The 25,313-nt window shown below is 65.9% G+C and carries 22 protein-coding genes; 14 read left to right on the top strand and 8 right to left on the bottom strand.

The window, feature by feature from the left end; genetic code table 11:
* Positions 1 to 63: 63 nt before the first annotated feature.
* From AC1RHV_RS21915 to AC1RHV_RS21900, 4 genes are all read right to left on the bottom strand, one after another.
* Positions 64 to 774: a Bax inhibitor-1/YccA family protein gene (locus AC1RHV_RS21915; protein WP_054450644.1), complete on the bottom strand. Its 711-nt coding sequence runs from the start codon at positions 772 to 774 to the stop codon at positions 64 to 66.
* Between the two features lie 130 nt (positions 775 to 904).
* Complete coding sequence (locus AC1RHV_RS21910) at positions 905 to 1,303, bottom strand: hypothetical protein (protein WP_492301967.1); 399 nt, start codon at positions 1,301 to 1,303, stop codon at positions 905 to 907.
* A gap of 46 nt (positions 1,304 to 1,349) precedes the next feature.
* Positions 1,350 to 1,814, bottom strand: a complete 465-nt coding sequence (locus tag AC1RHV_RS21905; protein WP_492301966.1) for a DNA polymerase III subunit chi — start codon at positions 1,812 to 1,814, stop codon at positions 1,350 to 1,352.
* Positions 1,815 to 1,836: 22 nt separating this feature from the next.
* Complete coding sequence (locus tag AC1RHV_RS21900; RefSeq protein WP_054450650.1) at positions 1,837 to 3,345, bottom strand: leucyl aminopeptidase; 1,509 nt, start codon at positions 3,343 to 3,345, stop codon at positions 1,837 to 1,839.
* 57 nt (positions 3,346 to 3,402) lie between these two features.
* Here AC1RHV_RS21900 and lptF point away from each other — a divergent pair, with 57 nt between their 5' ends.
* Positions 3,403 to 4,506 carry an LPS export ABC transporter permease LptF gene (gene lptF / locus AC1RHV_RS21895; RefSeq protein WP_054450652.1) on the top strand — a complete coding sequence of 368 codons (1,104 nt, stop codon included), beginning with the start codon at positions 3,403 to 3,405 and terminating at the stop codon, positions 4,504 to 4,506.
* 51 nt (positions 4,507 to 4,557) lie between these two features.
* On the opposite strand, the gene AC1RHV_RS21890 is transcribed toward lptF, so the two are convergent.
* Complete coding sequence (locus tag AC1RHV_RS21890) at positions 4,558 to 5,478, bottom strand: LysR family transcriptional regulator (RefSeq protein ID WP_054450654.1); 921 nt, start codon at positions 5,476 to 5,478, stop codon at positions 4,558 to 4,560.
* A gap of 223 nt (positions 5,479 to 5,701) precedes the next feature.
* Here AC1RHV_RS21890 and AC1RHV_RS21885 point away from each other — a divergent pair, with 223 nt between their 5' ends.
* The 4 genes from AC1RHV_RS21885 (at position 5,702) to AC1RHV_RS21870 (ending at position 10,062) form a co-directional block, all read left to right on the top strand.
* A complete protein-coding gene (locus AC1RHV_RS21885; RefSeq protein ID WP_054450656.1) occupies positions 5,702 to 6,919 on the top strand; it encodes an ABC transporter substrate-binding protein in 1,218 nt (405 codons plus the stop codon).
* Positions 6,920 to 7,012: 93 nt separating this feature from the next.
* On the top strand, positions 7,013 to 8,506 hold the full coding sequence (locus AC1RHV_RS21880) for a CoA-acylating methylmalonate-semialdehyde dehydrogenase (protein WP_054450658.1): 1,494 nt from the start codon (positions 7,013 to 7,015) through the stop codon (positions 8,504 to 8,506).
* A gap of 94 nt (positions 8,507 to 8,600) precedes the next feature.
* Positions 8,601 to 9,545: a CysB family HTH-type transcriptional regulator gene (locus tag AC1RHV_RS21875; protein WP_054450660.1), complete on the top strand. Its 945-nt coding sequence runs from the start codon at positions 8,601 to 8,603 to the stop codon at positions 9,543 to 9,545.
* Positions 9,546 to 9,738: 193 nt separating this feature from the next.
* Positions 9,739 to 10,062 (top strand): DUF2325 domain-containing protein, encoded by a 324-nt coding sequence (locus AC1RHV_RS21870; protein WP_054451313.1) that lies wholly within the window; start codon positions 9,739 to 9,741, stop codon positions 10,060 to 10,062.
* 156 nt (positions 10,063 to 10,218) lie between these two features.
* On the opposite strand, the gene AC1RHV_RS21865 is transcribed toward AC1RHV_RS21870, so the two are convergent.
* Positions 10,219 to 10,878 carry a C40 family peptidase gene (locus AC1RHV_RS21865; RefSeq protein WP_054450662.1) on the bottom strand — a complete coding sequence of 220 codons (660 nt, stop codon included), beginning with the start codon at positions 10,876 to 10,878 and terminating at the stop codon, positions 10,219 to 10,221.
* 287 nt (positions 10,879 to 11,165) lie between these two features.
* Here AC1RHV_RS21865 and AC1RHV_RS21860 point away from each other — a divergent pair, with 287 nt between their 5' ends.
* From AC1RHV_RS21860 to ltaE, 6 genes are all read left to right on the top strand, one after another.
* Positions 11,166 to 13,055, top strand: a complete 1,890-nt coding sequence (locus AC1RHV_RS21860; RefSeq protein ID WP_054450664.1) for a propionate--CoA ligase — start codon at positions 11,166 to 11,168, stop codon at positions 13,053 to 13,055.
* Positions 13,052 to 13,459 (top strand): GlcG/HbpS family heme-binding protein, encoded by a 408-nt coding sequence (locus AC1RHV_RS21855; RefSeq protein WP_054450667.1) that lies wholly within the window; start codon positions 13,052 to 13,054, stop codon positions 13,457 to 13,459. Before AC1RHV_RS21860 ends, AC1RHV_RS21855 begins: the two co-directional genes overlap by 4 nt.
* Positions 13,456 to 14,796, top strand: a complete 1,341-nt coding sequence (locus AC1RHV_RS21850) for an MFS transporter (protein ID WP_054450669.1) — start codon at positions 13,456 to 13,458, stop codon at positions 14,794 to 14,796. The genes AC1RHV_RS21855 and AC1RHV_RS21850 overlap by 4 nt, the downstream gene beginning before the upstream one ends.
* Positions 14,797 to 15,013: 217 nt before the next feature.
* Positions 15,014 to 16,993 (top strand): acetate--CoA ligase, encoded by a 1,980-nt coding sequence (gene acs / locus AC1RHV_RS21845; RefSeq protein WP_054450671.1) that lies wholly within the window; start codon positions 15,014 to 15,016, stop codon positions 16,991 to 16,993.
* A gap of 153 nt (positions 16,994 to 17,146) precedes the next feature.
* Positions 17,147 to 18,034, top strand: coding sequence for a DMT family transporter (locus AC1RHV_RS21840; RefSeq protein WP_119450963.1), 888 nt, complete (start codon positions 17,147 to 17,149; stop codon positions 18,032 to 18,034).
* Between the two features lie 38 nt (positions 18,035 to 18,072).
* The gene (gene ltaE, locus AC1RHV_RS21835) at positions 18,073 to 19,083 is read left to right on the top strand and encodes a low-specificity L-threonine aldolase (protein WP_492301962.1); all 1,011 of its coding nucleotides are present in this window, start codon (positions 18,073 to 18,075) and stop codon (positions 19,081 to 19,083) included.
* Positions 19,084 to 19,096: 13 nt separating this feature from the next.
* Here the strand turns inward: ltaE and aptA are convergent, their stop codons facing one another.
* Both aptA and AC1RHV_RS21825 read right to left on the bottom strand, forming a co-directional pair.
* Positions 19,097 to 20,431: an omega-aminotransferase AptA gene (aptA, locus tag AC1RHV_RS21830; protein WP_125472906.1), complete on the bottom strand. Its 1,335-nt coding sequence runs from the start codon at positions 20,429 to 20,431 to the stop codon at positions 19,097 to 19,099.
* A gap of 159 nt (positions 20,432 to 20,590) precedes the next feature.
* Entirely contained in the window at positions 20,591 to 21,472 is an 882-nt protein-coding gene (locus AC1RHV_RS21825) for a GntR family transcriptional regulator (RefSeq protein WP_054450677.1), read from the bottom strand.
* 157 nt (positions 21,473 to 21,629) lie between these two features.
* Between AC1RHV_RS21825 and AC1RHV_RS21820 the strand changes: the two genes are divergently transcribed.
* The 3 genes from AC1RHV_RS21820 to AC1RHV_RS21810 are packed head-to-tail and all read left to right on the top strand — an operon-like array spanning position 21,630 to position 25,309.
* Positions 21,630 to 22,736 (top strand): C45 family autoproteolytic acyltransferase/hydrolase, encoded by a 1,107-nt coding sequence (locus AC1RHV_RS21820; RefSeq protein ID WP_054450679.1) that lies wholly within the window; start codon positions 21,630 to 21,632, stop codon positions 22,734 to 22,736.
* A 50-nt stretch (positions 22,737 to 22,786) separates the two neighbouring features.
* Positions 22,787 to 24,358, top strand: coding sequence for an ABC transporter substrate-binding protein (locus tag AC1RHV_RS21815; protein ID WP_054450680.1), 1,572 nt, complete (start codon positions 22,787 to 22,789; stop codon positions 24,356 to 24,358).
* 6 nt (positions 24,359 to 24,364) lie between these two features.
* Complete coding sequence (locus AC1RHV_RS21810; protein ID WP_013392266.1) at positions 24,365 to 25,309, top strand: ABC transporter permease; 945 nt, start codon at positions 24,365 to 24,367, stop codon at positions 25,307 to 25,309.
* Positions 25,310 to 25,313 lie beyond the last annotated feature (4 nt).

Genomic DNA, 25,313 nt, shown 5'->3' with positions numbered 1-25,313 from the left:
CAAGGTAAAAAAAGAGCCTACACGTGAATGTAGGCTCTTTGTGCCGGTTTGGCTGCGTTGCGATTACTCGCGGTTGCCGCCGAAGATGCCCAGCAGCATCAGCAGGTTCGAGAAGACGTTGTAGACGTCCAGGTAGATGGCTAGCGTGGCGGACACGTAGTTGGTTTCGCCGCCGTTGACCACGCGCTGCAGGTCGACCAGCATGAAGGCCGAGAAGATGACGATGGCCAGGACCGAGATGGTCAGCATCAGCGCGGGCAGTTGCAGGAAGATGTTGGCCAGGGCCGCCACCAGGATCACGACCGCGCCGATGAACAGGAATTTCTGCAATCCCGACAGGTCGCGCTTGATGGTGGTGGCCAGCGTGGCCATCGTGCCGAACACGATCGCGGTGCCGCCGAAGGCCGTCATGACCAGCTGCGAGCCGTTGCTCATGCCCATGACGAAGCCCAGCAGGCGCGACAGCATCACGCCCATGAAGAACGTGAAGGCCAGCAGCAGGACCACGCCCAGCGAGCTGTTCTTGTTCTTTTCGATCGCGAACATCAGGCCGAACGCGCCCACCAGGAACACGATGGCGGACAGGCCGGGACTTGCGCCCATGATGCGGTTGATGCCGGTGTACATGCCGACGGCCGCGCCCAGCACGGTCGGGATCAGCGAGAGCGCCAAGAGCCAATAGGTGTTGCGCAGCACCTGGTTGCGCGCGACCTCGCCCGGCGCGCCGGCTACGGCGCCGGAACGGTTAAAAGGGGACGGACGATATTCGTTCATTGAGAACTCCTGTGTGCGGCAGAGTAATGGTTGCCTAGAAGGCTTAGATGGGAAGGATACCTTACAGTTCCCTGAAGAATCCAGTTCTGCCTAGGATTAGACCAGAGGCGCGAAATAGGTTCCAGACGGGTCAACCCGGCCTGACGTCCTGCAGCACCCTGGCGACGATGCGCGGCAATTCTGCGTCCATGCGGGCCTGGATCTGTTCGATGGCTTCGGCCAGGGCTTCGCGCATCAGCTGCTCGACCTCGGCCTGAAGGCGGGCGCTCAGGACCGTGGCGTCCGGCGCGGCGGGAGGCGCAGCCAGGACGGCGGCTGCCGGTGGAATAATATCAGGGGACGCATCTGCGTCGTCCGCCACTTCCGTCAGTAGCGGAAAGGCGTCGTCGTCATGACCCTGCGCGCCATCGTCGGCCAGGTCGGTCAGCACGAGCATGTCCGCGTCGTGCGGGGACGCCGGCGGGTAGAGCGCGGGCTCGGCCCGCTGGGTCAGGGTAGGGATGCCGGGGTCGGCGTGGCGAGAGGGCATGATGGCTCCCGGGTGATCGAGGTGGCGCGCCGCAAGGCCGGCGCGTTCAGCCGTCCGGCTGCTGGCGGCTGAGGTCGTGGCTTTGCGGCGTGTGGCCCGCGGCCAGGTAGATCCGCCAGCGCTGGCGGGCGGCCTGCTTGTCGTCGGGGTCGTCCGAGACGATTTCAAGCAGGCGCTCGAAGGCTTCGAAACCCGGAGGGCAGTCGAGGTCCAGGTTCAGCAGCCAGGACGGCTGGGGCTGTCCGCCCTGGCCCGCCGCGGCCGCGGCCTGTTGCGGATCGCCGGCAGTGAGAATTACAGGAGTCTCGCCCGCCAGCGGATCGTTGGCCAGCACGTGCGGCACGAAAGAAGTGTCGTCGAAGGCCCAGAGCATGCGGTCGAACGCGGCCAGCCGGGAGCCATCCCTACAGTACACCACCAGCCGCTGCCCTGCCAGGTAGCGCTTGCGCACCACCTGGCAGGCGGTGCGCAAGCGGTCGGGCGCGCCGAAGGCGAAGTCGATGCGCGTCATGCCGGGTTCCGTTGCTGCCGTTTCAAGCCTGGTCCAGCAGGTACTGCATCAGGAGCGGCACGGGGCGGCCGGTGGCGCCCTTGTCCTTGCCACCGCGCCAGGCGGTGCCGGCGATGTCCAGGTGGGCCCAGCGGTACGAGGTGGCAAAGCGCGACAGGAAGCAGGCCGCCGTGACCGCGCCCGCCGGAGGACCGCCGATGTTGGCGAGGTCGGCGAAGTTGGACTTGAGCTGTTCCTGGTAGGCGTCGTCCATCGGCATGCGCCATGCGGTGTCCAGCGACTGGCGGCCGGCCGCGGCCAGCGCATCGGCCAGCGCGTCGTCCTTGGAGAACAGGCCGCTATTGACGTTGCCCAGGGCCACCACGCAAGCGCCGGTCAGGGTGGCGATGTCGATCACCGCGGACGGCTTGAAGCGTTCCGCGTAGGTCAGCGCGTCGCACAGCACCAGGCGGCCTTCGGCGTCGGTGTTCAGGATTTCGATGGTCAGGCCAGCCATGCTGGTGACGACGTCGCCCGGCTTGTTGGCCTTGCCGCTGGGCAGGTTTTCGCAAGCCGGGATCAGGCCCACCACGTCCAGCGGCAGCTCCAGTTCGGCCAGGGCGCGGAACGAACCCAGCACGCTGGCGGCGCCGCACATGTCGTACTTCATTTCGTCCATGGTGGCGGCGGGCTTGAGCGAGATGCCGCCGGCATCGAAGGTGATGCCCTTGCCGACCAGCACGATGGGGCCTTGCGCGCCCTTGGCGGTCTTTTTGGCGGCCTTGTTGCCGGCATGGCGCAGGACGATGAAGCGCAGCGCTTCCTCGGAACCGCGCGCGACCGACAGGAACGAGCCCATGCCCAGCGCTTCGACCTGCTTGCGGTCCAGCACTTCCACCTTCAGCGACTTGAACTCGCGGGCCAGGCGCTTGGCCGTCTCGCCCAGGTAGGTCGGCGTGCAGATATTGCCGGGCAGGTTGCCCAGCGTGCGGGTCAGGTCCATGCCGTTGGCGATGGCGCCGCCTTCGCGCAGGCCCTTCTGGGCCTGGGCCGCGTCGGCGCGCTCGACGACCTGGACGATCTTCTTGAGCTTGGGACGGGCGTCGCGGTCGGGCTTGCCGAAGCTGGCGTCGTAATGATAGGTGGCGTTGCCGGCTGCGATGGCGGCGCTGCGGGCGCGCGCGATGACAGCCACGTCGGCGATCGGATTGGCGACCAGCGTGGACACGCCTTCAGCCAGCTGCGCCGATACGCAAGCCGCGGCGAAGGCCTGCTCGGCCGAGGCGTGGGCGCGGGCAGAATATTCTTCCTGCTTGCCCAGGCCCACCAGCACCACACGCTGCGCGGACACGCCGGGCAGGTTGCGCAGGGTCAGCGTGGAGCCGGCGCGGCCGCGGAACTCGGCCTTGACCACCGAACGCACCGCGCCATTGGAAGCGCGGTCGATGAGATCGGCGGCGGGGCTCAACACGCCTTCCGCATAGACCCCGACGGCCAGGGCGGCGGTCTTGACTTGGTGCAGGGAAGCAGTGGTCTGTGTGCTAAATTCCATGAGGGTTTCCCGTGTACGTCTGTGTAGAATGCGGTCGATTATCCCGCATATTCTCCCATGTCTCTATTCAAACGCTCTGTCGTCAGCGAGATCACCAGTCACGCTGGCGTTGTCTTTTCCACGTTGCTCATCGTATGGCTCAGCGTGTTGCTCGTGCGCCTGCTCGGTGAAGCAGCGGGCGGCAACATCGGGGCGGACGTCGTGGTGGTGCTGGCCGCGCTGTCGACCATCACCGCATTGCCGACCATTCTCGCGGTCTCCGTCTTCATTGCGGTCCTCACCACCGTCACGCGCAATTACCGTGAATCGGAAATGGTGGTGTGGTTCGCCAGCGGCCTCTCGCTGGCCGACTGGTTCCGGCCGGTGCTGCGCGTCGCCATCCCCGTGGCGCTGGCGGTGGCGGGGTTGACGCTGGTGGCGGCGCCTTGGGCGTACCGCCAGATCGGCGAATACCACGAACGCTTCGAGCAGCGCTCCGACCTGTCCAAGGTCACGGCCGGCCAGTTCGCGGAATCGTCCGGCGGCAACCGCGTGTTCTTCGCCGAAGATCCGCTGGAACCCAGCGATGAACTGGGCAACGTATTCGCGCGCGAAAATGGTCCCGAATGGCTCAGCGTGCTGACCGCCAGCAAGGCCCATAGCGAAACCATGCCCAACGGCGACCGCTTCCTGGTGCTGGGCGAAGGCCATCGCTATGACCTGAAGCCGGGCACGCCCGAGATCCGGCTGGTGCACTTCGACAAGTACGGCCTGCGCCTCGAAAGCAAGTCGGGCGGCGATCCCGTGGCCGAAGCGCGCGCCAACGCGGAGCGTTCCGCCAAGGCGCGCACGACCTCGCAATTGATTGCGGACAACACCAATAGCAGCTGGTCGCAAGTGATGTGGCGGGTCTCGTTGCCACTGGCCGCGCTGAACCTGGCGTTGCTGGCGATTCCGCTGGGCGCCGTCAACCCGCGCCTGGGACGTTCGGGCGACCTGCTCATCGCCGGCCTGGTGGGCCTGCTCTACATGAACCTGATGAACCTGTCGCGCGCCTGGATCTCCAACGGCAAGCTCAGCTTTGGCGTGGGCGTGTGGGCGATCCATGCCTTGGTGGCGATGCTGACGGTCTTCCTGCTGATGCGGCGCTTGCGCGTGAAAGCGCCCAAGAACAGCGCCTGACGCCGGCACATCCAACGCCTTGCGGCCCGCCCAGCGCGGGCCGCGGCTTTTTCAGGGCAGGTACTTCATCGTGCCGCCCTTGCCGGCCAGCAGGTCGGCGTTCTTCAGCACTGACTTGCGAATGAACTCCCACAGGGCCGTCACGCGTTTGAGCTTGCGCAGGTCTTCATGGCAGTACATCCAGAACGAGCGCGTGATCTCGACCTCGTCCGCCAGCACGGGCGTGAGCCGCGGGTCCTGCGCGGCGATGAAGCAGGGCAGGATCGCCAGCGACTGGCCCTGCAACGCGGCGTGGTATTGCGCCACCACGCTGGTGCTGCGCAATACCACCTTGCTGGCGGGCAGCAGGTCTTCCAGATAGCGCAGCCGCTCGCTGAACAGCAGTTCGTCGACGTAGCCGATGAAGGTGTGGTCGGCCAGGTCCGCGCGCTCTCGGATCGGCGGATGGCTGGCCAGATAGCCGGGCGTGCCGTACAGGCGCAGCGTGTAGTCGCACAGCTTGCTGCACACATAGGGGCCGCGCTGGGGGCGCTCGATGGTGATGGCCAGGTCGGCTTCGCGCTTGGACAGGCTGACAAAGCGCGGCACCGGCAGGATGTCCAGCGTGATGTGCGGATAGCGCCGCTGGAAGTCCGCCGCCAACGGCGTCAGTACATAGCTGCCGAAGCCCTCGGTGGCGCCGATGCGCAAGTGTCCCGACAGCGCCTGGCCGATGCCCGACAGGTTTTCGCGGGCGGAATGCACCGTGCTTTCCATCTGTTCGGCATGGACGAACAGGCGCTGGCCGTCTTCGGTCAGCACGAAGCCCGCGCCGCGCGACTTTTCGAATAGCAGGGTGTCCAGCTCAGCTTCCAGCGCGCGGATGCGCCGCGACACGGTCGTGTGCTCGACCCCGAGCTTGCGCGCCGCGGCGCTCACCCGCTGGGTGCGGGCCACTTCCAGGAAATATCTCAGGCTGTCCCAATCAAGCACTTTCCGGCTCTCCAGGCCCGGCTGCGCGCTGCGCCGCCGGGAAAATTTTGCTTGTGCATGAATGCACAAGGAATGTGCATTTCTAGTGTTGCTTGTTGATTTTCACACATCTACACTGGGTCGGCGGGCTTGGGGCCTGTAGCCAGGCTCTCCGGGGTCTGAACCCCGGGACCGCAGGCCGCGTAGACGGCGCCATAACGAATAAAACTCAGGAGACAAATCCATGAAATTGCACGCACGCGGGCTGGCCGTAGGCTTGTGTCTGGGCGCCGCATTGGTCGGCCAGGCGCAGGCGGCGGATAAGCCGCCAGTGAAGATCGGCATTCTGACGGACATGTCGGGCACCTACGCCGGCATGGGTGGGCCTGGTTCGGTGGCGGCGGCGCAGCTGGCCATCGACGACTGCCTGGCCGCGGAATGCAAGGGCATGAAGATCGAGCTGGTGTCCGCGGACAACCAGAACAAGGCCGACGTGGGCGCGGCCAAAGCGCGCGAATGGTTCGACCGCGACGGCGTCACCGCCATCGCCGACCTGACCAATTCCGCGGTGGCGCTGGCGGTGCAGGGCATTGCGCGCGAAAAGAACAAGGTGGTGATGTTCTCCGGTCCCGCCACTACGGCGCTGACCAACAAGGAATGCTCGCCGGTGGGATTCCACTGGATGTTCGATACCTACTCGCAGTCCGCGGGCGGCGCCAAGGCCACGGTAAAGGCAGGCGGCAAATCCTGGTACTTCATTACCGTGGACTACGCCTTCGGCCACTCGCTGGAAGCCGACACGGCCAAGGCCGTGCAAGCGCTGGGCGGCACCGTCGCCGGCAGCGTGCGCCATCCCCTGAACGCGCCGGACTTCGCGTCCTACCTGCTGCAGGCGCAGGCCTCCAAGGCCCAGGTCGTGGCGCTGGCCAACGGCGGCCAGGACACGGTCAACGCGGTCAAGCAAGCGCGCGAATTCGGCATCGTGGCCGGCGGCCAGCGCCTGGTCTCGTTGCTGATTTTCCTGTCGGACCTGCGCGCGCTGGGCCTGGAAAGCGCCCAGGGCCTGTCGTACGTGGACGGCTTCTACTGGGATTACGACGACGCCACGCGCCAGTGGTCCGGGCGCTTCGAGAAAGCGTTCCGCGGCCTGAAACCCACCATGACGCAGGCCGGCGTGTACTCCAGCGTGCGGCACTACCTGCGCTCGGTCGCCGCTTCCGGCAGCACCGACGGCAAGGTGGTGGCCGACAAGATGCGCGCGCTGCCCATCGAGGATCCGATCATGCGCAACGCGTCCATCCGTCCCGACGGCCGCGTGATCCACGACATGTACCTGTATGAAGTGAAAAAGCCGTCCGAGTCCAAGGGCGGTTGGGACTATTCCAAGCTGGTGGCCACCATTCCGGCCGCCGAAGCCTTCCAGCCGCTGGCGGATTCGAGCTGCCCGCTGGTCAAGAAGTAAACCCGGGGCGCCGGCAGGCCCTTGCCGCCGGCGCCTCACCATCCATGTATGCGGATTCCATCCGCATCGACCATGCAGTGTGAGGAGCATCAAATGAGTGAAGTCCCCCGCGTTCCGCTATTGATCGGCGGCAAGCTCGTGCAGTCCAAAACCACCGAATGGCGGGACGTGATCAATCCCGCTACCCAGGAGGTCGTTGCCAAGGTGCCCTTCGCCACGCGCGAAGAACTGGACCTGGCCGTCTCCAACGCCAAGGAGGCTTTCAAGACCTGGCGCAACAGCGGGCAGGGCGCTCGCATGCGCGTCATGCTGAAGTTCCAGGAACTGCTGCGCGCCAATACCGGCAAGCTGGCCGAAATGATTACCCGCGAGCACGGCAAGACCCTGCCGGACGCCGAGGGCGAAGTCGGCCGCGGCCTGGAAGTGGTGGAGCACGCATGCTCCATCGCCAACCTGCAACTGGGCGAGTACGCCGAGAATGCCGCTTCCGGCATCGACGTCTACACGCTGATCCAGCCGCTGGGCGTGTGCGCGGGCATTACCGCGTTCAACTTCCCGGTCATGCTGCCTTGCTTCATGTTCCCGATCGCCGTGGCCTGCGGCAATACCTTCATCCTCAAGCCTTCCGAGCAGGATCCGACGTCCTCGCTGTTCCTGGCGCAACTGGCGCTGGAAGCCGGCCTGCCGCCGGGCGTGCTGAACGTGGTGCACGGCGGCCCGGAAACCGCCAACGGCCTGTGCGAACACCCCGACATCAAGGCGGTCTCGTTCATCGGTTCGACCCGCGTCGGCACCGAGATCTACAACCGTGCCTCCGCCGCCGGCAAGCGCTGCCAGTCCATGATGGGCGCCAAGAACCACTGCGTGATCCTGCCGGACGCCGATCCCGAGGTCGCGCTGAACCAGCTGGTGGGCGCCGCCTTCGGCGCGGCCGGCCAACGCTGCATGGCCTCGTCCGTGGCCGTGCTGGTGGGCGAAGCCCGCAACTGGCTGCCTGACTTCGTCGAACGCTCGAAGAAGCTCAAGGTCAATTCCGGCATGGACCGCGAAGCGGATCTCGGCCCTCTCGTTTCGCCCAACGCCAAGAAGCGCGTCGAAAGCCTGATCCAGAAGGGCGTGGACGAAGGCGCCAAGCTGCTGCTGGACGGCCGCAGCCTGAAGGTCGCCGGCTTTGAGCAGGGCAACTTCGTGGGTCCGACGATTTTCGACGGCGTCACCGAAAACATGACCATCTACACCGAGGAAATCTTCGGGCCGGTCCTGTGCGTGGTGGGCGTGGAAACGCTGGAGGACGCAGTTGCGTTCATCAACCGCAATCCCAACGGCAACGGCGTGGCGCTGTTCACCCAGGATGGCGGCGCGGCGCGCTACTTCCAGAACAACATCGACGTCGGCCAGGTCGGCATCAACGTGCCGATCCCGGTGCCGGTGGCCTGGTTCAGCTTCACCGGCTCGCGCGGCTCCAAACTGGGCGACCTGGGCCCCAATGGCAAGCAGGCCGTGCAGTTCTGGACGCAGACCAAGACCGTCACGGCGCGTTGGTCGGCCCATGCCAAGAGCGTGAACACCACGATCTCGATGCGCTGAACTGGGGACGCCTTGCATGTAAGCTTATATAAATAAGTTATATAACGAGGCGTCCTTATTACTTATAATTGGCCCGTCTAACAGGGGCCAATTCATGAACCTGCAGCAATTTCGTTTTGTCCGCGAAACCATCCGGCGCGACTTCAACCTGACCGAAGCCGCCCGGATGCTCTATACCTCGCAGCCCGGCGTCTCCAAGGCGATCATCGAGTTCGAGGACGAACTGGGCATCAAGATCTTCGAACGGCACGGCAAGCGCATCAAGGGGCTGACCAAGCCCGGCCTGGCGGTGTCGCAGGTCATCGACCGCATCATGCGCGAAGTGGACAACCTGAAGAAGGTCAGCGACGAGTTTGCGCGCCGCGACGAAGGCGGCCTTGTCATCGCTTGCACCCACACTCAGGCGCGCTATCTGCTGCCGCGCGTGATTCCCGCGTTCCGCAAGCAATTCCCCAAGGTGCACCTGTCGCTGGCCGAAGGCAGCCCCGCGCAACTGGCCGAAATGGTGCTGCATGAGCAGGCCGACCTGGCCCTGGCGACGGAATCGCTGGCCTTGACGCCGGGCCTGGCGACCTTGCCGGTCTATGCCTGGGAACACACCGTGGTGGTGCGCCCGGACCATCCCCTGGCCGAACTGACCTCCAGCGCAGCCAAGCGCCTGTCGCTGGCGCAGCTGGCCGAGTATCCCATCGTGACCTACGACCGCGCCTTCACCGGCCGCAGCACCATCGATGAGATCTTCGCCAACCAGGGTATCCACCCAGACATCGTGCTGGAAGCCATCGACGCCGACGTCATCAAGACCTATGTCGACGTGGGCCTGGGCATTGGCATCATCGCCGGCGTAGCCTACGATCCGCGCCGCGACAGCAACCTGGTGGGCCTGCCGGTGGGCCATCTGTTCGGCACGCATACGACCCGCGTCGGCGTGAAGGCAGGCGTGTTCCTGCGTGACTACGTCTACACCTTCCTGGAGATGCTGGCGCCTTCGCTGACCCGCGCGGTGGTGACCGAAGCGGTGCAGGGCACGCCCAAGTAGGCATCCGTTTCACGGGGCGAGAGGCGCGGCGTCATTGGGCGGCGCGCCTTTTTTCTTGATGCGTCGCGGTCCGCGCTATCCCTTTTCATGGGCTCATAAAAATAATTAAATAAGAACTGATCTCATTTGAGTTGACTAAAAAATAGGAATCATTATCATTACATCCAGTCTCAACGACCCAGTGAGGTTCATCATGACGGCAGGATTAAGTGCAGTGGTAGTGGGCGCCGACCGCCTTGGCAACATCCCGGATCTGCTCAAAGGGCACAATATTTCGATCACGCACCACATCAGCGGGCGTGATCCCTCGCATCAAAAGAAGACGTTGCAACTGCCCTCGGGCACCCAGCTGGTCATCCTGCTGACCGACTTCCTGGGCCACAACGTCATGAAAACCTTCCGCAACGCCGCGCAACGTGGCGGTATCCGAGTCGTCGCTTGTCGGCGTTCGGTATGCAGCATGCAGCAGGCCCTGCAGCAATGCGGCCTGTGCCAGCGGGCTGGCTCTGTGCACTGAAGACACGGTCTGCTGCAGCCAAACAAAAAACTGGGGAGGCCGAAACGGCCTGCGGCCCAAAGCGCCGCGAAGAGATGGAAAAACGCCGCCGGACTGGAAAGTCCGGCGGCGTTTTGCTTGTAGCGGGGAGAGCCTGGCGGCTATCCTGGGAATGTGTCAGTTCGAGGCGCGGGCGGACGCCATCAGGCTGTTGTCCAGGCGGCGCGCGCCGTTGTAGCGCTTGGACCAGTAGGCCATGGTCATGTTTTCGACGCGGACCACGCCGCCAGCGCTGGGCGAGTGCACGAAGCGGTCGTCGCCCAGGTAGATGCCCACGTGCGAGTAGCGGCGGCCCAGCGTGTTGAAGAAGACCAGGTCGCCGGCCTTCAGTTCGTTCTTGGCGACCGAGACGCCTTGCTGCGCCATCTCGGCGGCGTTGCGGGGCAGCTTCAGGCCCAGCGAACGTTCGGCGGTGTAGGTCACCAGGCCGCTGCAGTCGAATCCGGTATCGGGGGAATTGCCGCCGAAGCGGTAGCGGATGCCCAGATGGTTCAGGGCTTCGCTGACCAGGGCGTTGTCGCTGCTGACGCCCGAGTGGGTCTTCTGGCGTTCGCGCTTGAATTTCTGGCTTACCAGTACGCCGATGGGATCATCGGAGGTGGCGACCCATTCCGTCTCGTAGGGGTCAATCTCGGACGTATGGGCGGTTGACTTTTGATTTGTAGCGGCACAACCTGCCAGACCCACCACGCATGCAACCAACGCCAGCAAGCGCAGACCGCGAGTTGCTTGGCCGGAGGATGAATTCAGTCTCGCGTGGTTGGAGTGTCGATGCATGCGCCTGGGGGTGATTTGCAGATAACGGCAAAAAACACGGAATTCGCCGTGAATGTGGCCGAGATGTCAGCAAAATCAACATTGTTCTACAACTTCGCGGGGATTCTACCAAACTTTTAAGACCAGTTAGTTACGAAACCGGCGTTAATGTCCATGCAGCGTGGACATTTGGTAGAACATTTTGACTTGCGGCAAGCCTCGTGCAAGGTTTGCCTACCAGAATGACCGAAGGATCAGAGAAGAAATCAATCAGCCTTAAGGCCTAAGAAAGATAACAGGAGACATAAATGCAAAAAACCCGGGATTTCCATTACCGCTCGATACATGACCGCGACGCGTTCTGGCGGGAAGAGGCCGGCCGCATCCACTGGGAGACGCCGTTCGAGTCCGTGCTGGACTTCTCCCGGCCGCCGTTCGCCAAGTGGTTCACGGGCGGGCGCACCAATCTCTGTTACAACGCCGTCGACCGCTGGCTGCCGACCCAGGCCGAAACGCCGGCCCTGATCTGGGTGTCCACCGAGGTCGACCGCGAGCGCGTCTACACGCGCCAGGAAATGTACGAAGAGGTCAACGCCGCCGCTGCCATGCTCAAGGAGCTCGGGGTGGGGCGCGGCGACCGGGTGCTGCTGTACATGCCCATGGTGCCGGAAGCCGTGTTCACCATGCTGGCGTGCGCGCGGATCGGCGCGGTGCATTCGGTGGTGTTCGGCGGCTTCGCCTCGGTCAACCTGGCCCAGCGCATCGACGACGCGGCGCCCAAAGTGGTGGTCTGCACCGACGGCGGTTCGCGCGGCGGCAAGGTCGTGCCCTACAAACCGCTGCTGGACCGTGCCTTGGCGCTGGCCAAGACGCCGCCGGCCTCGGTGGTGGTGTTCGACCGCGGCCTGGCGCCGTTCGAACCCGTCGCAGGACGCGACCTGGATTACGAGACGCTGCGCCAGCGCCACCTGGGCGCGCGGGTGCCGGTGGAATGGCTGGAGTCCTCGGAGCCCAGCTATATCCTCTATACCTCCGGCACCACCGGCAAGCCCAAGGGCGTGCAGCGCGATACCGGCGGCTATGCCGTGGCGCTGGCCTCGTCCATGGAATACCTGTTCGACGGCCGCGCCGGCGACACCTTCTTCTGCACCAGCGACATCGGCTGGGTGGTGGGCCATTCGTACATCATCTACGGCCCCCTGATCGGCGGGCAGGCGACGGTGCTGTATGAAGGCACCCCGGTGCGTCCGGACGGCGCCATCCTGTGGAAGCTGGTGGAGCAGTTCGGCGTCAACACCCTGTTCTCGGCGCCGACCGCGGTGCGCGTGCTCAAGCGCCAGGATCCGGAGCTGCTCAAGCGCCACGACCTGTCCTCGTTGCGTGCGGTCTATCTGGCGGGCGAACCGCTGGACGAGCCGACCGCGCAATGGATCTCGGGCGGCCTGGGCAAGCCCATCATCGACAACTACTGGCAGACGGAATCGGGCTGGCCGATCCTGTCGGCCCAGCCTGGCGTGGAAAAGGTCCCGACGCGCTTCGGCAGCCCGTCGTTCCCGGTATATGGCTTTGACGCGCGCATCGTCAGCGAGTCCACGGGCGAGGATCTGGGCCCCGACCAGAAAGGCGTGGTGGCCATCGTGCCGCCGCTGCCGCCGGGCGCCATGTCCACCATCTGGGGCGACGACGAGCGCTTCGTGCAGACCTACTTCACCTCCATTCCCGGCCGCCAGGTGTATTCGACCTTCGACTGGGGCCTGGTGGACGCCGATGGCTACTGGTTCATCCTGGGGCGCACGGATGATGTGATCAATGTGGCGGGCCACCGGCTGGGCACGCGCGAGATCGAGGAATCCGTCAATAGCCACAACGCGATTGCCGAATGCGCGGTCGTGGGCGTGGCGGACTCGCTCAAGGGCCAGGTTGCGATGGCGTTCGCCGTGCTCAAGAATCCCGCCGGAGCCGAAACCGAGGAAGGGGCAAAGCGCCTGGAAGGCGATATCATGCGGCTGGTGGAAGAGCAGCTGGGAGCGGTGGCTAGGCCCGCCAGGATCCGGTTCGTGGGCGCATTGCCCAAGACCCGTTCCGGCAAGGTCCTGCGCCGCGCGATCGTCGCGGTATGCGAAGGACGCGATCCCGGCGATCTGACCACCATAGAAGATCCCACCGCCCTGGAACAAATAAAGGAGTCGCTGCAATGAATACCAAGCCCGTGCTGAGCGCCGAAGACGTCAAGAAGATTTTGGCTGCGGCCGAAGCACACGCCCTGCAGAACAAGTGGGCCGTCACGATCTCCGTGGTCGATGACGGCGGCCATCTGCTGGGCATGCTGCGCCTGGACGGCGCGGCTCCGATTTCGGCGCACATCGCGCCGGCCAAGGCCAAGACCGCGGCGCTCGGCCGCCGCGAATCGCGCGTCTACGAGGAAATGATCAACAACGGCCGCGTTTCGTTCCTGTCGGCCCCCTTGATCGACGGCCTGCTGGAAGGCGGCGTGCCGGTCGTGGCCGATGGCCATGTGGTCGGCGCGGTCGGCGTGTCGGGCGTGAAGTCGAGCGAAGACGTGCTGATCGCTCAAGCTGGCATCGCCGCCCTGGGCCTATGAGCCACGGCGAGCCGTCGGATGCGCCGGCCGGCGCATCCGCGCAGAACGCTGGAGCAGGGGGCGACGGCCCCCTGAATCCCGGCGTGGCCAAACGCGAGGTCTGGGCCTGGGCCATGTACGACTTCGCCAATTCCGGCTACACCACCGTGATCCTCACGGCGGTGTTCAGCACCTATTTCGTCGGTGTGGTCGGCGGGCGCGCGCCCTGGGCCACGCTGGCCTGGACCGCGGCGCTGTCGCTGTCCTATCTCCTCATCATGCTGACCATGCCCACGCTGGGCGCCCGCGCCGATGCGCGTGCCAGCAAGCGCCGCCTGCTGTTTTCGAGCACGGTGGGTTGCGTGGCCGCTACGCTGGTGCTGACGCAGGCCGGGCCCGGGGACGTCTGGCTGGCGCTGGCCGCCATCGTCATTTCCAACTACTGCTATTGCGTCGGCGAATCCGTGGTCGCGGCCTTCCTGCCGGAGCTTGCGCGGCCCTCCGCGCTGGGCCGCGTTTCGGGCTGGGGCTGGAGCTTCGGCTATTGCGGCGGCATGCTCACGCTGGGCTTGTCGCTGGTGGTCGTGACGCTGGCCGAGGGGCGTGGCGAGACGGCCGAGCATTTCGTGCCGTGGGTCATCGTGGTCACGTGCGCGGTGTTCGCGCTGGCGGCGCTGCCGTCCTTCTTCCTGCTGCGCGAACGCGCGAAGCCGCAGGCCGGCAAGCAGGAGGCGCTGCACATGCTCAAGCGCCTGGCCTATGCCTGGCGCGAAACCGGGCAGCATTTTCCGGAGTTCCGCCGCCTGCTCATGTGCATCGCCTGCTACCAGGCGGGCATTTCGGTGGTGATCACGCTGGCCGCGGTCTATGCCTCGGAGGTCATGGGCTTCACCACGCCGCAGATCATGCTGCTGGTGTTCACCGTAAACATCGGCGCGGCGGCCGGCGCGTTTTCGTTCGGCTACGTGCAGGACCGCATCGGCCACAAGCCGGCGCTGGCCCTGACGCTGTGCGGCTGGATCGTGATGGTGCTGGTGGCCTACGCCGCCGTGACCGCGCCCGTGTTTTGGGTCGCGGCCACGTTGGCCGGGCTGTGCATGGGCACCACGCAGAGCGCGGGCCGCGCCATGACCGGCGCGCTGGCGCCCGCCGGCCGGCTGGCAGAGTTCTACTCGCTGTGGACCTTCGCGGTGCAACTGGCCGCGGTGATCGGTCCGCTGACCTACGGCCTGGTGACCTGGGCCACGCACGGCAACCACCGGCTTGCGATCCTGGTGACCGGCCTGTTCTTCGTGGGCGGCCTCATCCTTTTGTCGCGCGTGGACGTGAAGCGCGGGCTGGAACGGCGCGCCGCCTGAGGCGCGCGGTTCGCGCAGGCTGCTATCCTTATGGACTGTCCGGTGCCGCCGCGTCGAGAGCGCGGCGGCACGCCTTGATTACCCGGCGCCGGCCTTGCGCCGCGGGCTCCGGCCCGCATTTTGCGTAAGGTGCCCGTAAGAGCGCGGCGATACGGTTGCGGTTGGGTAATGAACAAGCGGCACAAACAAACAGAATTACCGATTGGAGACAAAGATCATGTCGAACGCTATTGAGTCCGTACTGGTGGAAACCCGGGTGTTCCCGCCGCCCGAGCGCGCAGCAGAAGGCGCCGCGATTCCCAGCATGGAGGCCTACAACGCGCTGTGCGCGCAGGTCGAAAACGATTTCGACGGATTCTGGGCCGGGCAGGCGCGCGACAACCTGCAGTGGACCAAGCCGTTCACGCAGGTCCTGGACGAATCGGACGCGCCGTTCTACCGCTGGTTCGGCGATGGCGAATTGAACGTGTCGGCCAACTGTCTGGACGTGCACCTGACCAACGGCAATGCCGACAAGACCGCCATCATCTTTGAAACCGACGACGGCAAGGTCAACAAGGTCAGCTACCGTGAACTGCTGGCGCGCGTCTGCCGCTTCGCCAACGGCATGAAGGCGCTGGGCTACAAGAAGGGCGACCGCGCCATCATCTACATGCCCATGTCGATCGAAGCCGTGGTGGCCATGCAGGCCTGCGCGCGCCTGGGCGTGACGCACTCGGTGGTGTTCGGCGGCTTCTCGGCCAAGAGCCTGCAGGAGCGCATCATGGACGTGGGCGCGTCCCTGGTCATCACCGCCGACGAGCAGGTGCGCGGCGGCAAGACCATACCGCTGAAGCCCGCGGTCGAAGAAGCCTTCACCATGGGCGGCTGCGAGGCCGTGAGCAAGGTCATCGTGTACCGCCGCACCGGCGGCAAGGTGCAATGGAACGAAGGCCGCGACCTCTGGATGCACGACGTCGAAGCCGGCCAGCCCGACACCTGCGAACCCGTGCCGGTCAACGCCGAGCATCCGCTCTTCATCCTCTATACCTCCGGCTCCACCGGCAAGCCCAAGGGCGTGCAGCATTCCTCGGCGGGCTACCTGCTGTGGGCGCTGCTGACGGTGAAGTGGACCTTCGACGCCCGCAAGGACGACGTGTACTGGTGCACGGCCGACGTGGGCTGGGTCACTGGCCACACCTACATCACCTACGGTCCGCTGGCCGCCGGCCTGACGCAGGTGGTGTTCGAAGGCGTGCCGACCTATCCCAACGCCGGCCGCTTCTGGGACATGATCGCGCGCCACAAGGTAACCACCTTCTACACCGCGCCCACCGCGATCCGCTCGCTGATCAAGGCCGCCGAGGCCGCGCCCGAAGCGCATCCGCAGAACTACGACCTGGACAGCCTGCGCATCATCGGCACGGTGGGCGAGCCCATCAATCCCGAAGCCTGGATGTGGTACCACAAGAACATCGGCCGCGAACGTTGCCCCATCGTGGACACGTGGTGGCAGACCGAGACCGGCGGCCACATGATCACGCCGCTGCCTGGCGCCACGCCGACCAAGCCGGGTTCCTGCACCTTGCCGCTGCCGGGCATCGCCGCCGCCATCGTCGACGAGACCGGCGGCGACGTGGAGCAGGGCAATGGCGGCTTCCTGGTCATCAAGCGTCCGTGGCCCGCCATGATCCGCAACATCTGGGGTGACCCGGAGCGATTCAAGAAGAGCTACTTCCCCTCGGAACTGCGCGGCTACTACCTGGCCGGCGACGGCGCGCAGCGCGATGCCGACGGCTATTTCTGGATCATGGGCCGCATCGACGACGTGCTGAACGTGTCCGGCCACCGCCTGGGCACGATGGAAGTCGAGTCCGCGCTGGTGGCGCACGAACTGGTGGCGGAAGCCGCGGTGGTGGGCCGTCCGGACGACACGACGGGCGAAGCCGTGGTGGCCTTCGTGGTGCTCAAGCGTTCGCGTCCGGAAGGCGAAGAGGCGCAAGCCATCGCCAAGGTGCTGCGCGACTGGGTGGCCAAGGAAATCGGCCCCATCGCCAAGCCCAAGGACATCCGCTTCGGCGACAACCTGCCCAAGACCCGCTCGGGCAAGATCATGCGCCGCCTGTTGCGCGTGGTCGCCAAGGGCGAGGAAATCACGCAGGACGTTTCCACGCTGGAGAATCCGGCCATCCTGGATCAGTTGGCCAAGTCGCTGTGATCCTTCCCGTCCACTTGATGGACGGGAACGGCCCGCCTGCAGCCTCCGCGGGAGGCAAGGCAGGCGCATAATGTCATACGCCCGTATCGGAACCGCCGGTACGGGCGTATTTGCTTTTTCGCGCCGAGAATTTTTTCCCACGGAGCCGTGCCAGTGAGCCGCAGCAGTTTCGATCGAGCAGGGCTAGCCCTGATGTTCAGCACCATCCTGGTCTGGGCGGGCAGCTGGATCGCGATGAAACTGATCGTTCCCTACATCGGTCCCTTCGACTTCGTGGCGCTGCGCTACGTTTCGGGCGGCCTGGTGCTGTTCGCGCTGGCCATCGCGATGCGGCGGCCGCTGGCGATGCCGCCCTGGAAGCTGACATTGCTGATCGGCCTGACGCAGACGGCCGGATTCCAGGGTTTTGTACAGACGGCGCTGGTGTCGGGCGGCGTGGGCAAGGTCTCGCTCATGGCGTACACGATGCCGTTCTGGGTGATCCTCTTCGCGTGGTGGCTGCTGGGCGAACGTCCCACGGCGCGGCATGGGGTGGGCATTGCGCTGGCCGCCATCGGGCTGGTCTGCTTCGTCGAACCCTGGAACGGCCTGGGCGATATCCGGCCCGTGTTGCTGGGGCTGGGCAGCGGCCTGTGCTGGGGCGTGGGCACCGTGCTGTCCAAGCGCATGTTCGAGCGGCACGCGCCCGATGTGATGACATTCACCGCCTGGCAGATGCTGCTGGGCGGACTGGTCATGACGCCGGTCGCCTTTCTGGTGCCGCAGATGCCGGCCCAGTGGGGCTGGCAGCTCTGGGCCGGCATGGCCTACATCGTGCTGATCGCGACCGCCGCGGGCTGGTTGTTGTGGCTGCTGGTGGTGCGACTGGTGCCGGCGTCGATCGCAGGCCTGTCCAGCCTGGGCGTGCCAGTCGTGGCCATGCTGTTCGCCTGGGCGCTGCTGTCCGAGCAGCCTACCGCGGCTGAGCTGGGCGGCATGGCGCTGATCCTGGCCGGCATCTGGGTAGTGAGCCGCGCGGCGCCGGCGGCGCGCGCCGAATAAGCGCTTTCCATATTCCTTTTCCTATCCTGGGATTTTCCATGATCGATCTGCGTAGCGACACAGTCACCCGGCCATCCGCAGCCATGTTGCAGGCCATGGTCTGCGCGCCCCTGGGCGATGACGTGATGGGCGATGACCCGACCGTGATCCGCCTGCAGGAGGCGGTTGCCGAGCGCACGGGCAAGGCGGCCGGGCTGTTTTTCCCCTCTGGCACGCAAAGCAATCTGGGGGCTCTGATGGCCCATTGCGAGCGCGGCGACGAGTACCTGGTGGGCCAGCTTGCGCACACCTATAAGTACGAAGGGGGCGGGGCGGCCGTGCTGGGCAGCATCCAGCCGCAGCCCATAGAACATGCGGCGGACGGCTCCTTGCCGCTGGACAAGTTGACCGCGGCGCTCAAGCCCGAGGGCGACGCGCATTTCGCCCGCACCCGCTTGCTGGCGCTGGAGAATACTTTCCACGGAAAGCTGATTCCGGCCAGCTACGTGCAGGCCGCGACCGACTGGGCGCGCCAGCATGGCCTGGCGACGCATCTGGACGGCGCCCGCGTGTTCAACGCGGCCGTCGCCAGCGGCAAGCCGGTGGCGGACCTGTGCGCGCCTTTCGACACGGTGTCCATCTGTTTTTCCAAGGGCCTGGGCGCGCCCGTGGGGTCGGTGCTGGTCGGCAGCGTCGAACTCATCGCCCGCGCCCGCCGCTGGCGCAAGATGCTGGGCGGCGGTTTGCGCCAGGCTGGCGTGCTGGCCGCGGCCTGCCTGTATGCGCTGGAGCACAACGTGGAGCGCCTGGCCGAAGACCACGAGAACGCCCGGCTGCTGGCAGAAGGGCTGCGCGCCATTCCGGGCGTAAAGGTATTGAGCCAGGACACCAACATGGTGTTCGCGGAATTCGAGCCCGCGCGCTGCGATGAACTCACCGCCAAGCTGGCGGCTGACGGTATCCAGATGCGGGCTGTGTATGGCGGCCCGACCCGCCTGGTCACGCACCTGGACGTGTCCGCCGCGGACGTGCGGCAGGTGGTCCAGGCGGTGGCCCGGCACCTGGCATAAGCGGGGCGGGCGCTCAGGCGTCCGCGCGCAGCACGTCCGACAAGACCGAGAACAATTCGTCGATCTGCGCGCGCTCGATGATGAGCGGGGGCGACAACAGCATGGTGTCGCCCGCCGAACGGATCAGGCAGCCGCGTTCCAGGCAGGCCTGGTGCACGGCGTACGCCCGCTGGCCGGGCTTGCCTTCCAGCGGTTCGAGTTCGATGGCGGCCAGGAGGCCGATGTTGCGGATGTCCACTACGTGCGGCAGTCCCTTCAGGCTGTGCGCCGCGTCTTCCCAATAGCGCCAGAGTTCGCGGCTGCGCTGGAACAGGCCTTCGCGGCGGCAGATGTCCAGGGTCGCGAGGCCGGCGGCGCAAGCCACGGGATGGCCGGAATAGGTGTAGCCATGCGACAGCTCGATGGCGCTGTCCGGCCCCTGCATGAACGCATCGTAGACATGCTGCTGCACCAGCGTGGCGCCCATGGGGATGGCGCCGTTGGTCAGCCCCTTGGCGCTGGTGATGATGTCGGGCGTGACGCCGAAGTGCGATGAGGCGAACGCGCCATCGATGCGGCCGAAGGCGCAGATCACTTCGTCGAAGATCAGCAGGATGCCGTGCGCGTCGCAGATCTGCCGCAGCTTCTGCAGATAGCCCTTGGGCGGCACCAGCACGCCGGTCGAGCCCGCCACGGGCTCCACGATGACGGCCGCGATGGTGGAGGCGTCATGCAGCGCGACGATGCGCTCCAGCGTATCGGCCAGGTGGGCGCCCCAGTCCGGCTGGCCGCGCGTGTAGGCCATCTGGCTGCGGTCATAGGTGTGCGGCAGGTGGTCCACGTAGGGCAGCAGATTGCCGAAAGGCTTGCGGTGGCCGGCGATGCCCGACACCGACAGGCCGCCGAACCCCACCCCGTGGTACGAGCGCTCGCGCCCGATCAGGCGCACGCGCTGGCCCTGTCCGCGCGCGCGGTGATAGCCCAGCGCGATCTTCAGCGCGGTGTCCACCGCTTCGGATCCGGAGTTCGAGAAAAACACGTTGGAGAACCCGGCGGGCGCTTCCTGGCGCAAGGACTCGGCCAGCTCGAAGGCCAGGGGATGGCTCATCTGGAACGACGGCGCGTAGTCCAGTTCATGGGCGGTGCGGGCGATGGCCTCGACGATTTCCGGGCGGCGGTGTCCGGCGTTCACGCACCACAGGCCCGCAATGCCGTCCAGCACGCGGCGTCCGTCCGGCCGGATGTAGTGCATGCCCTCGGCGGCGCTGAATAGCACGGGCGCGCGCTTGTAGCGGCGGTTCGCGGTGAAGGGCATCCAATAGGCTTCGGCGTTGATGGCGGGAGTGGGATGAGGCGCTGACGATGGCATGGGTGTTCCGGCGTGAAGAGATATTCGGGCTTTCTATTTTGTATTAATCAATTGATAAATACAATACAAGAAGACCCGAAGGTACGCCGCAACGCGGACGCCATGCGTGCCGAGGGCCCGCGACGGCGGGCTGGCGGATGAATGAAAGCGGAGAGGGTGTCAGGACACTTGCAGCGAGGTCTTCAAGTGGCGCCGCATGAGCTGCGAAGCCCACTCCTGGTCGCCGGCCTCGAGCGCGTCGATGATCTGCAGGTGTTCGCTGCTGGAGTTGATGAAGCGCGCGTCGCGGTAGAACGCGGCATGCTCTTCCAGCCGGCGCAATTGGTTCTGCTGCTGCACCGCCTGCAGGATGTAGCGGTTGCCCGAGAAGCGGGCCAGCATTTCGTGGAACGAGGCGTTGAGATTGAAGAACTCGGTGGCCGAGATGTCGGCGTCGCTGCGCGCGGCCAGCGCTTCATGCGCGGCGCGCATGCGGGCCAGCGCCTCGCGGTCCAGGCGGAACGTGGGTTCCAGCAGGCCGGCGCATTCGATCGTCATGCGGAAGCGGTAGCTCTCGTTGAGCGCGTCGCGGTTTTCCAGCGACGGCGCGAATTGCCAGCCATGGCCCTTGCGCTTCTCGATCAGGCCGTCCGCGGAGAGCTGCAACAAGGTCTTGGTCAGCACGCTGCGCGGCGCTGGATAGCGCTGTTGCAGGTCGCGCTCGGTAAAGGTTTCCGGCAGCTCGCGCGAGGCGCGGTCATCGATCAGGCGCCGGTATAGCTCGTCCTGGGTGGGGCCGGCGCCCTCGATGGCGGGGGGCGCGGCCGCCGCATGCGCCGCTACCGTGTAGCCGCTGTTGGGGCGGTGCGTGATGAGGCCCTGCGCGGCCAGCAGCTTCAGCGCGCCGCGCACGGGCGTGCGCGACACCTCGTAGCTCGCGGCCAACGTTTCCTCGGACAGGTGGTCGCCGGGCGCATGGCGCCGGGCCACGATGTCTTCCGCGATAAGGCGCGCCAGGTCGACTTGCAGCGGAGTGGGGCGGGCGGGAGCGGCGTTGGACATGAAGGATGGGCGCGAAGGGCGACGGAGTCGGAATGGTACCGGAGAGCTACGCGCGCAGCGTTCGCGATAGTGGCTCCGGGGAAACCCTTATATTGAACTTTTTCTTATATTAGTACAAAATTTGTCCGTCTTGAACCTTGCTCCGGAGCCTTGAGCCGTGACTTTGCCCACCCCCTTCCCCCTGGTCGATGTACAGGGCAGCCCATACGAGCGGGGCCGCCAGCATGGCGCCGCCGTCCCCGAGCGCGTGGCGCGCAGCGTGGCCCTCTACCGCGGGCAGCTGGAGCGGCGCGGCGTCGCCGCGGACCGCTTGAAGGAACTGGCCGCCGCCATGGTGCCGGTGGTGGGCGACTATGACGCGGCCTACCTGGAAGAGCTGCGCGGCATCGCCGACGGATCGGGCCAGGCGCTGGAGGATGTGGTGGTCATCAACTGCCGCACCGAAATGATGTTCGGCCATGCCGAGCTGGGCCGCGCCCGCAAGGGGCTGGACGATGGCTGCACCGGCCTGGTCGTGCTGCCCGAGGCCGCCGCCGGCGGCAAGCTCATGCATGCCCATAACTGGGACTGGCGCGAGGAATGCGTGGACACCGGCATCGTGCTGCGCATGCGCCGCGAAGACGGCCCCGACCTGCTGGTGTTCACGGAAGCCGGCAGCCTCGCGCGCCACGGTTTCAACAGCGCGGGCGTTTCCCTGTCCGGCAATTTCCTGTCTTGCGAACACGACTATCAGCGCCCCGCCGAGGTGCCGCTGGTGCTGGTGCGGCGCAAGATGCTGGAAGCCAGCAACATCTGCAACGCCATGAAGGTGCTGTGGGCCTCGCGCCGCTTTTGCTCCAACAACCTGATGCTGGCGCAGGCGCAGGGCGAGGCGGTCGACCTGGAGTGCTCGCCCGACGAAATCTTCTGGATCACCCCCGAGGACGGCCTGCTGGTACATGCCAACCACTGGATCAGCCCGCCCGCGCGCGCCAAGCTGTTCGACAAAGGGCTGGCGGCCAATCCGGATTCGATCTACCGCCAGCGCCGTGTGCAGGACATGCTGGCGCGCGCCACGGGCGGCATCGACTGGGACACGGTCAAGCGCATCCTGGCCGACGACTTCGCCGCGCCCGACGGCGTGCTGCGTTCGCCCAAGCCGGCCAGTTTCGACAGCATCTCGGCCACGGTGGCCACCACCTTGATGGAGCCGGCCAGCGGCGTGATGTGGATCGCGCGCAAGCCCTACGAAGGACGCAACTTCGCGGAGTACCGGCTCTTCTGAGCCGGCCCCCAGACCCGTATGCGGCGAGCGCCGCGCCTGGAGTGATCCCTATGAATTCGCATGCTACGCGCGCCAAGAACGCGCTGCTGTTGTCCGCCGCGCTGGCCGCCGCCGTGGCCGCTCTGCCCGCCGCCGTGCGGGCGCAGGCCGCCGCGCCAGAAATCCGCTACGCCGAAGGGTCGGGCACGCCGACCACGCTGCCCGGCGGGCGGTCCCGCAACACTTCCACCGACAACGTGCTGGCGCACGTGGTGGAGTCCCTGGTGGCGCTGCGCGCCGACATGAGCGTGGCCCCCATGCTGGCCGACAGCTGGACGCTGTCCGACGACAAGCGCGCCTATACCTTCAAGCTGCGCCAGGGCGTCACCTTCCATGACGGCACGCCCATGACCTCGGCCGACGTCAAATGGACCTACGACTACCTCAACGGCGCCCAGTCCGAGTACTCCTGCAAGAACCTCTACGACGGCAGCAAGGGCGCCAAGGTCGTGGCGGTGGAGACGCCCGATCCGGCCACCGTGGTGTTCAGGCTGGAGCAGCCCTACGCGCTGTTCCTGGACCAGATGGCCAGCGTGCAGTGCCCGATGCCGGTGCTGAGCGCCAAGAGCGTCGACGCCGACGGCAAGTGGGCCAGGCCCATCGGCACCGGTCCTTACGTGCTGGCGGAATGGAAGAAGGAACAGTACCTGCTGCTGACGCCGTACGCCGGCTACAAGCCGCGCGAGGAAGCGCCCAGCGGCATGGCCGGCAAGAAAGTGGCGCGGGCCAATGTGCGCTTCGTGGTGATTCCGGATGCGGCCGCGCAGAAGGCGGCGCTCATGGCGGGGCAGGTCGACGCCTACAACGCGGACGAAGACAATCTGCCGGCCAAGGACCCGCGCTGGAACATCGTCACCGAGCAGGGCCTGGACACCGTCAACCTGCTGATGCAGACGCGCGCGCCGTTGCTGTCGGATGTGAACATGCGCCGCGCCATCGCGCTGGCGCTGGACTTTCCCGGCATCGCCAAGGCTTTGAATAACGGCCAGGCGGCCTATAACCCGTCCCTGGTGCCCGCGGCCAGCGTCTACTACTCCGAGGCCGACCGCGCCGGCTACGAGAAGAACCTGAAAGAGGTCAAGCGCCTGCTCGATGCCGCCGGCTACCGCGGCGAGCCCCTGAAGCTGCAGGCCAACAAGCGCTATCCCTACCTGTACCGCGTCGCGGTGGTGACGCAGCAGCTGTTGGGCAAGGCCGGCATCAAGGCCGAGCTGGACATGCTGGAATGGGGCACCCAGGTGACCAACTTCCGCGAAGGCAAGTTCCAGCTGATGGCATTCGCGTATTCCGCGCGCACGGAGCCGGCGCTGATGTTCCGCGACGTGATCGGCGATAAGTCCAAAACGCCCATGGCCCAGTGGGAAAGTCCGGAGGCCGCGGCCATCCTGGAAGGCATAGAAGCCGAATCGGATCCTGCCGTGCGTAAGCAGGCCTTCGACAAGCTGCATGCCCTGATGCTGCGCGACACGCCGCTGCTGATGTACTACAACAAGCCCGGCTATGTGGTCGTCTCCAGCAAGCTGCAGGGCTTTACCGGCTGGCCGCTGCGCAAGCCGCGTTTCTTCAACGTGACCAAGAACTGAGGCGCCGTGCTGGGCTATCTACTCAAGCGCATCGCGGCGTCGGTGCCCACCGTGATCGTCGTCACGGTGCTCGTGTTCGCGCTGATACGCGCGATCCCCGGGGACCCGGCCTCGCTGATGCTGGGCGATATCGACAACCCTGCGCTGCTGGCGGAAATGCGCCACGCGCTAGGGCTGGACCGTCCTGTAGGCGAGCAGTTCCTGATCTGGGTGGGCAACGCGCTGCAGGGCGACCTGGGCATGTCCATCGCGCGGCGCGAACCCGTGATGCATCTGGTGCTGACGCATTTTGCGGTGACGGCCCAGGTGGTGCTGACCGCCACGCTGCTGGCCTGCCTGGTGGCGGTGCCCGCCGGCATGGTGGCCGCCTGGCGCCAGAACCGCCGCGCCGACACCGCCATCGTGTCGACCTCGATCCTGTTCGTGTCCATGCCCAGCTTCTGGGTCGGCATCCTGCTGATCTGGCTGTTCGGCGTGAAGCTGAACTGGTTGCCGGTGTATGGCTTCGAATCCATCGCCCAGGGCGGACTGGGCGCTGCTCGGTATCTGGTGCTACCGGTCTGCGCCATCGTGCTGACGGAAATCGCGGCCATCACGCGCATGATGCGCGCCAGCACCATCGAGACGCTGCGGCTGGAATACGTGGCGCATGCGCGCGCCAAGGGCCTGCCGGAAAAGCGCGTCATGCTGCGCCATGTGCTGCCCAATTCGTTCGGCCCCACCTTGACGGTGATCGGCCTGATGCTGGGCCATCTGCTGTCGGGCGCCGCGGTGATCGAGACCGTGTTCACGCTGCCGGGCATCGGGCGGCTGCTGGTGGAAAGCATCTATGCGCGGGACTACCCCGTGGTGCAGGGCTGCCTGCTGTTCATCGCGCTCTTGTACGTGGCGGTCAACCTGGTGGTGGATCTGCTGTATCCGCTGTTCGACCCGCGCGTGAAGCTTCAATAGGATC

The organism is Achromobacter sp. GW823-FHT04E03 (assembly GCF_058796095.1).
Note: the sequence above shows the minus strand (reverse complement) of the source record. Positions and strands in the feature narration are given on the sequence as shown.

What these genes read in the sequence shown, in the direction of transcription:
- lptF (WP_054450652.1), top strand. Translation starts at nt 3,403, where the DNA reads ATGTCTCTATTCAAACGCTCTGTCGTCAGCGAGATCACCAGTCACGCT.
- ltaE (WP_492301962.1), top strand. Translation starts at nt 18,073, where the DNA reads ATGATCGATCTGCGTAGCGACACAGTCACCCGGCCATCCGCAGCCATG.
- AC1RHV_RS21875 (WP_054450660.1), top strand. Translation starts at nt 8,601, where the DNA reads ATGAACCTGCAGCAATTTCGTTTTGTCCGCGAAACCATCCGGCGCGAC.
- AC1RHV_RS21910 (WP_492301967.1), bottom strand. Translation starts at nt 1,303, where the DNA reads ATGCCCTCTCGCCACGCCGACCCCGGCATCCCTACCCTGACCCAGCGG.
- AC1RHV_RS21865 (WP_054450662.1), bottom strand. Translation starts at nt 10,878, where the DNA reads ATGCATCGACACTCCAACCACGCGAGACTGAATTCATCCTCCGGCCAA.
- AC1RHV_RS21860 (WP_054450664.1), top strand. Translation starts at nt 11,166, where the DNA reads ATGCAAAAAACCCGGGATTTCCATTACCGCTCGATACATGACCGCGAC.
- AC1RHV_RS21815 (WP_054450680.1), top strand. Translation starts at nt 22,787, where the DNA reads ATGAATTCGCATGCTACGCGCGCCAAGAACGCGCTGCTGTTGTCCGCC.
- AC1RHV_RS21905 (WP_492301966.1), bottom strand. Translation starts at nt 1,814, where the DNA reads ATGACGCGCATCGACTTCGCCTTCGGCGCGCCCGACCGCTTGCGCACC.
- AC1RHV_RS21825 (WP_054450677.1), bottom strand. Translation starts at nt 21,472, where the DNA reads ATGTCCAACGCCGCTCCCGCCCGCCCCACTCCGCTGCAAGTCGACCTG.
- AC1RHV_RS21870 (WP_054451313.1), top strand. Translation starts at nt 9,739, where the DNA reads ATGACGGCAGGATTAAGTGCAGTGGTAGTGGGCGCCGACCGCCTTGGC.
- AC1RHV_RS21885 (WP_054450656.1), top strand. Translation starts at nt 5,702, where the DNA reads ATGAAATTGCACGCACGCGGGCTGGCCGTAGGCTTGTGTCTGGGCGCC.
- AC1RHV_RS21850 (WP_054450669.1), top strand. Translation starts at nt 13,456, where the DNA reads ATGAGCCACGGCGAGCCGTCGGATGCGCCGGCCGGCGCATCCGCGCAG.
- acs (WP_054450671.1), top strand. Translation starts at nt 15,014, where the DNA reads ATGTCGAACGCTATTGAGTCCGTACTGGTGGAAACCCGGGTGTTCCCG.
- AC1RHV_RS21880 (WP_054450658.1), top strand. Translation starts at nt 7,013, where the DNA reads ATGAGTGAAGTCCCCCGCGTTCCGCTATTGATCGGCGGCAAGCTCGTG.
- AC1RHV_RS21915 (WP_054450644.1), bottom strand. Translation starts at nt 774, where the DNA reads ATGAACGAATATCGTCCGTCCCCTTTTAACCGTTCCGGCGCCGTAGCC.
- AC1RHV_RS21900 (WP_054450650.1), bottom strand. Translation starts at nt 3,345, where the DNA reads ATGGAATTTAGCACACAGACCACTGCTTCCCTGCACCAAGTCAAGACC.
- aptA (WP_125472906.1), bottom strand. Translation starts at nt 20,431, where the DNA reads ATGCCATCGTCAGCGCCTCATCCCACTCCCGCCATCAACGCCGAAGCC.
- AC1RHV_RS21855 (WP_054450667.1), top strand. Translation starts at nt 13,052, where the DNA reads ATGAATACCAAGCCCGTGCTGAGCGCCGAAGACGTCAAGAAGATTTTG.